Genomic DNA, 1,153 nt, shown 5'->3' on the forward strand with positions numbered 1-1,153 from the left:
GCAGCACGACATCCCGTCACGCGCCGATGAGGCGACGCTGGCCGCCTTCGGCGTCAAGGTCACCACGGTCTGGAACGACCTGACCAAGGCCGCGGTCGACGAGATGATCGCCGACGGCCATGCGCGTGAGAAGATCAGGACCGTGCCGTTCCTGATGATGCGCTACACCGGCCAGCTCGAGGATGTCGAAGTGATGGCGCCGCTGGCTGAGGTCAACTCGGCCGACGACATGCGCAGGGTTATCGACGAGTTCGAGGCGGTCTACGCCAAGGTCAATCATCGCGTGTCGCGCTATGGCGAGGCCGGCTTCACCATCACCGAACTCGGGCTGATCGCCACCGCCGACAAGGTCAAACCGGTGCTGCTCAAGCGTCCGCTCGGCAAGTCGGATCCGGCTTCCGCGCACAAGGGCGTGCGCGAGGCCTATATCGGCGGACGCTGGCACAAGGCCAATCTCTACGAGATGGACCTGCTGCAGCCCGGTCACGAAGTCATCGGTCCGGCCATCATCGAACACCCCGCCACCACGCTCGTCGTTCATCCGCAGGACCGCGTCCATGTCGATGAATGGACGCTGCTGCACTACACCCACGCTTGAGAGGGCACCGCCATGTTGGACAAACCTGCTTCGGCCCTGCGCCTTCGCGAAAGACTGCTCGATTCCGAGCGGCTGATGGAAGAGACCGGCTGCTATGACGGCATCACGGAACTCACGCTGCGCAACCAGGATCCGCTGAAGTTCGAGACGCTGCACACCAAGCTGCGCGCCTATTGCGTCTCGGCTCGCGAAATGGCCCGCCGCATCTCGGCCTCGCCCGGCGTGCGCGAAGTCGGCGAGATGGTGGTCGCCATCTATACGCCCGAAGGCGACGCCATCGCGCTCTCCAACGGCATCATGGTGCATGTCCATACGATGAGCCGCTTCATCAAATGGATGATCAAGAACAATTACGAGGAAAACCCGAAAATCCGTGAAGGCGATATCTTCGCCAACAACGACGCCTTCATCGGCACCGTGCAGGTGCCTGATGTCATGGATGTGGTGCCGATCTTCCATGAAGACACGCTGGTCGGCTGGGCCGGTGCCGTCTGCCACGAACTGGAAGCCGGCGGCATCACGCCGGGCGGCGATGTCTGCCTGGCGCAGGAGCGC

General features: G+C 63.1%; 1 protein-coding gene and 1 pseudogene. Both read left to right on the forward strand.

Annotation, left to right across the window (positions count from 1 at the left end; all coding sequences use genetic code 11):
• Positions 1–598, forward strand: a pseudogene (locus tag ENZ74_RS32480) (hydantoinase/oxoprolinase family protein); the annotation flags it as partial.
• 12 nt (positions 599–610) lie between these two features.
• The coding region (locus ENZ74_RS32485; protein WP_206522392.1) for a hydantoinase B/oxoprolinase family protein at positions 611–1,153 on the forward strand (543 nt) is incomplete at its 3' end.

The organism is Mesorhizobium sp. M7A.F.Ca.CA.002.15.2.1, assembly GCF_003998715.1.
GTDB lineage: Bacteria > Pseudomonadota > Alphaproteobacteria > Rhizobiales > Rhizobiaceae > Mesorhizobium > Mesorhizobium ciceri.